The sequence below is a fragment of the Streptomyces sp. NPDC035033 genome, from assembly GCF_040636735.1.
Lineage (GTDB): Bacteria > Actinomycetota > Actinomycetes > Streptomycetales > Streptomycetaceae > Streptomyces.
Genome location: NZ_JBEZUZ010000192.1, coordinates 1 through 4,541 on the forward strand (window position 1 = coordinate 1; position 4,541 = coordinate 4,541).

Annotated in this window: 4 protein-coding genes; all 4 read right to left on the reverse strand. The window is 72.7% G+C overall.

Annotation, left to right across the window (positions count from 1 at the left end; genetic code table 11):
• Positions 1-45: 45 nt before the first annotated feature.
• Complete coding sequence (gene lgt, locus AB0E83_RS35170) at positions 46-1,002, reverse strand: prolipoprotein diacylglyceryl transferase (RefSeq protein WP_362120850.1); 957 nt, start codon at positions 1,000-1,002, stop codon at positions 46-48.
• A gap of 78 nt (positions 1,003-1,080) precedes the next feature.
• A complete protein-coding gene (locus AB0E83_RS35175; RefSeq protein ID WP_362120851.1) occupies positions 1,081-1,902 on the reverse strand; it encodes a thioredoxin domain-containing protein in 822 nt (273 codons plus the stop codon).
• Between the two features lie 74 nt (positions 1,903-1,976).
• Positions 1,977-2,795: a tryptophan synthase subunit alpha gene (gene trpA, locus AB0E83_RS35180; protein ID WP_362120852.1), complete on the reverse strand. Its 819-nt coding sequence runs from the start codon at positions 2,793-2,795 to the stop codon at positions 1,977-1,979.
• Positions 2,792-4,075: a tryptophan synthase subunit beta gene (gene trpB / locus AB0E83_RS35185; RefSeq protein WP_362120853.1), complete on the reverse strand. Its 1,284-nt coding sequence runs from the start codon at positions 4,073-4,075 to the stop codon at positions 2,792-2,794. Before trpB ends, trpA begins: the two co-directional genes overlap by 4 nt.
• Positions 4,076-4,541 lie beyond the last annotated feature (466 nt).

The window sequence follows — 4,541 nt, forward strand, 5'->3', positions numbered from 1 at the left end:
GGGACCTCTCGGTCCCGGCGGCCCTCGTGTCCGTGCGGGCGGACCTCAGCCCTTGGCGGCCGACCCCGCGCCGTTCCCGGCCCCGTTCTCCACGTCCTCGCCCTCGGCGCCGTCGTCCTCCACGGCGTCCTCCGCGGAGCCCTCGGCGTCCTCGGCGTCCTCGGCGTCCGCGGCCTTCCCGGCGTTCTGGGCGCGCGGCTCCACGATCTCCTCGCGGCCCGGGCGCGTCCGCGCCGAGAGGACCATGTAGAGGACGGCGAGCAGGAAGACGACGATCGCGGTCCACACGTTGAGCCGCAGGCCCAGGATGTGGTGGGCCTCGTCGACGCGCATGTACTCGATCCAGCCGCGTCCGGCGCAGTAGGCGGCCACGTACAGGGCGAAGGCGCGGCCGTGGCCGAGCCGGAAGCGGCGGTCGGCCCAGATGACCAGCAGGGCCACGCCGACGCACCAGAGCGACTCGTAGAGGAAGGTCGGGTGGTAGAGCCCGGCCTCGCGGTTGGCGCTCTCGGTGATCTTCAGCGCCCACGGCAGGTCGGTCGGCCTGCCGTACAGCTCCTGGTTGAACCAGTTGCCCCAGCGGCCGACGGCCTGGGCGAGGGCGATGCCGGGGGCGATGGCGTCCGCGTACGCGGGGAGCGGGATGCCCCGGCGGCGGCAGCCGATCCAGGCGCCGACGGCGCCGAAGGCGATGGCGCCCCAGATGCCGAGGCCGCCCTCCCAGATCTTGAAGGCGTCGACCCAGTTCTCACCCTCGCTGAAGTACAGCTGGTAGTCGGTGATCACGTGGTAGAGGCGTCCCCCGACGAGGCCGAAGGGCACCGCCCAGACGGCGATGTCGGCCACGGTGCCGGCGGTGCCGCCCCGGGCGATCCAGCGCTTGTTGCCGAGCCAGACGGCGACGAAGACACCGAGGATGATGCAGAAGGCGTAGCCGCGCAGCGGGATCGGTCCGAGGTGGAGGACACCGGTCGACGGGCTGGGAATGTAGGCAAGGTCCATGGCAGGTCCGACGCTACCCTGCCGGGCGGGCGGACCGGCAGCCCGCCCGGCAACGTCTGGATAACTAACCCGCCGGCGCTAGCCCGCCGAAGGGGTGGCCGTGCCGGGCTTCTTGCCCTTGTTGGCCTCGGCGACCCACTTCTTCAGGTTCTCCGGCGAGATCTGCTCGCCGCCCTTGGTCGGGAAGATCGATTCTCCGTTGAGCAGCACGGAGGGGGTGCCTCGGAAGCCGCCGTTCTGGAAGGCCTCGTTCGACTTCTCGACCCAGCTGTCGTGGGTGCCGTCCTGGACGCAGGAGCGGAACGACGGCGTGTCCAGGCCGGGGACCTTGGCGGCCAGCTCGATCAGCTTGTCGTTCTTGCCGAAGGCGTCGTCGGTCTCCTGCGGCTGGTTGATGTACAGCGTGTCGTGGTACGCGGTGAACTTGCCGGCGTCCTGGGCGCAGGCCGCCGCGTTCGCCGCGCGGAGCGAGCCGCTGCCGCCCATGTTGCCGTCGATGAGGGTGGCGAGGTGGTACTCGGTCTTGAGCGCGCCGCCGGCCTCCAGCTCGTGGATGGCGTCCCGCATGACGTTCTCGAACTGGGCACAGGCGGGGCAGCGGAAGTCCTCCCAGATCTGGAGGGTGGAGGGGGCGTCCGCCCTGCCGGTGGGGATGGCCGGCTTGTCGCCCTCGATCGCGCCGGTGGGGGCGACGACGGGGCCGGCCTTGCCGGAGTCGCTGTCCTTGTCGCCGCTCGCGGCGATCACGCCGACGACGGCGGCGAGGCCGAGGACGCCGACCACTCCCGCCGTCACGATCAGGACCCGCCGCTGCTTCTCGCGGGCCTTCTCGCGCTCGCGCTGCTGCTGGAGGCGCTCCCGCGCGCTCTTGTTACTACCGTCACGGTTCTTCTCGCTCACGCCCACAGCAACGAACCGGGGAGGCGCGTCCGCGCCTCCCCGGTCCGATGTCCACCCGAACGGACTACGTCCGGTCAGCCGGTGCGGCGCACGCCCTCGGCGAGTTCGGCCGCCAGTTCCTTTACGGCGGCGAGTCCGGCGGCCTCGTCGCCGTCGGCGTCGAGGATCCGCTGGACGAAGGCCGAGCCGACGATGACGCCGTCGGCGAAGGCGGCGACCTCGCGGGCCTGGACGGCGTTGGAGACGCCGAGGCCGACGCAGACCGGGATCTTCGAGGTGACGCGGGTGCGGCGGACCAGGTCGGCGGCCTGCTCGCCGACGGACTCCCGGGTGCCGGTGACGCCCATCAGGGAGGCCGCGTAGACGAAGCCGGAGCCGGCCGCGGTGATGGTGGCGAGCCGCTCGTCCTTGCTGCTGGGGGCGACGACGAAGACGGTGGCGAGGCCGTGCCGCTCCGCGTGCTCCCGCCACAGGGCGGACTCCTGGACCGGCAGGTCGGGCAGGATGCACCCGGCGCCGCCGGCCGCCGCCAGCTCCTCGGTGAAGCGCTCGACGCCGTACCGGTCGATCGGGTTCCAGTAGGTCATCACGAGGACCGGCTTGCCGGTGGCCTCGTGGGCCTCCTTCACCGTCCGCATGACGTCGGCGATCCGCACGCCGCCGCGCAGGGCGATGTCGTCGGCGGTCTGGATGACGGGGCCGTCCAGGACCGGGTCGCTGTGCGGGAGGCCGACCTCGACGATGTCGGCGCCGCCGTCGAAGACGGCCTTGATCGCCTTGATGCCGCCGTCGACGGTCGGGAAGCCGGCCGGGAGGTACGCGATGAGCGCGGCCCGCTCCTCGGACCTGGCGCGCTCCAGGGTGTCGGCGAGCAGCTGGATGTTCCCGGTCACTTGGCGTCCCCCTCGATCTCGGCGGTGCCGGCCCGGTCGGCGGCCACCTCGGCGTCCGTGTCGTACAGGCCGAAGTAGCGGGCGGCCGTGTCCATGTCCTTGTCGCCGCGGCCGGAGAGGTTGACGACGAGGAGCGCGTCCCTGCCGAGCTCCTTGCCGACCTCCAGGGCCCCGGCGAGCGCGTGCGCCGACTCGATGGCCGGGATGATGCCCTCGGTGCGGGAGAGCAGCCGCAGCGCCTGCATGGCGGCGTCGTCGGTGACGGCCCGGTACTCGCCCCGGCCGCTGTCCTTGAGGTAGGCGTGCTCGGGGCCGATGCCGGGGTAGTCGAGGCCCGCGGAGATCGAGTACGGCTCGGTGATCTGGCCCTCGTCGTCCTGGAGGACGTACGACCGGGAGCCGTGCAGGATGCCGGGCTCGCCGGCGGTGAGGGTGGCCGCGTGCTCGCCGGTCTCGACGCCGTGGCCGGCCGGCTCGCAGCCGATGAGCCGGACGCCGGCGTCGGGCAGGAAGGCGTGGAAGAGGCCGATGGCGTTGGAGCCGCCGCCGACGCAGGCGATGGCCGCGTCGGGGAGGCGTCCGGCCCGCTCCAGGAGCTGGCGGCGGGCCTCGACGCCGATGACCCGGTGGAAGTCGCGGACCATCGCCGGGAAGGGGTGCGGTCCGGCGACGGTGCCGAAGAGGTAGTGCGTCCGGTCGACGTTGGCGACCCAGTCGCGGAACGCCTCGTTGATGGCGTCCTTGAGGGTGCGGCTGCCGGACTTCACGGCGACGACCTCGGCGCCGAGCATCCGCATCCGGGCCACGTTCAGGGCCTGCCGCTGGGTGTCGATCTCGCCCATGTAGATGGTGCAGTCGAGGCCGAAGAGGGCGCAGGCGGTGGCGGTGGCGACGCCGTGCTGGCCGGCGCCGGTCTCGGCGATGACGCGGGTCTTGCCCATGCGCTTGGTGAGCAGGGCCTGGCCGAGCACGTTGTTGATCTTGTGCGAGCCGGTGTGGTTGAGGTCCTCGCGCTTGAGGAAGATCCGCGCGCCGCCGGCGTGCTCGGCGAACCGCGGCACCTCGGTGAGGGCGCTGGGACGGCCCGTGTAGTTCGCCATGAGGTCGCCGAGCTCGCGGGCGAACTCGGGGTCGTGCTTGGCCTTCTCGTACTCGACGGCGACCTCGTCGACGGCGGCGACGAGGGCCTCGGGGATGAACTTGCCGCCGAAGGCGCCGAAGTAGCCCTCGGGCGACGGGACCTGACCCTCCGGGTCCGGGATGAAGAACTCGCTGGTCATGCTGGTGCTGCTCCTCGCGGGGCGATGCGGTCGTGAAAGGACGTGACTCGCTTCGTACGCGCGCGTGCGACTGGCGCGCCGTTCCGTGTGGGCAATCGTTCCGCGGGGCGGAACGGGTGGGCACACGGGACGGCGCCCCCTGCCGGGCCAAGGCTTTCCGGGCCTGGAGCCGCACCCGTACGGCGTCGCACTCGTGGTGCGGGTCCGGGCCCGGGTGCGGAGGCACCCGCAAGGGTGCCGTTCCGTTGTGCCCACCCTCCCCCGAGGACTTCGTCCAGGGGGACCCCCAGCCCCAGCGGGACGATTGCCCACACGGGACGGCGGGCGCAGCCCAGAAGGATCAGGGGGCCGTCAGAGGAACGCGCGCGTGACGCCGGGGCGCCATCGGAGGCCCGGGACCGTGCCCGGCTCCGCGCCGATGCAGTGGCGCACCCGGCGGCCGTGGACCCGGCGGGCCGGCGCCCGG

Bases quoted from the DNA above. Each gene is read 5' to 3' on its own strand.
- lgt (WP_362120850.1), bottom strand. From the start codon at position 1,002: ATGGACCTTGCCTACATTCCCAGCCCGTCGACCGGTGTCCTCCACCTC.
- trpB (WP_362120853.1), bottom strand. From the start codon at position 4,075: ATGACCAGCGAGTTCTTCATCCCGGACCCGGAGGGTCAGGTCCCGTCG.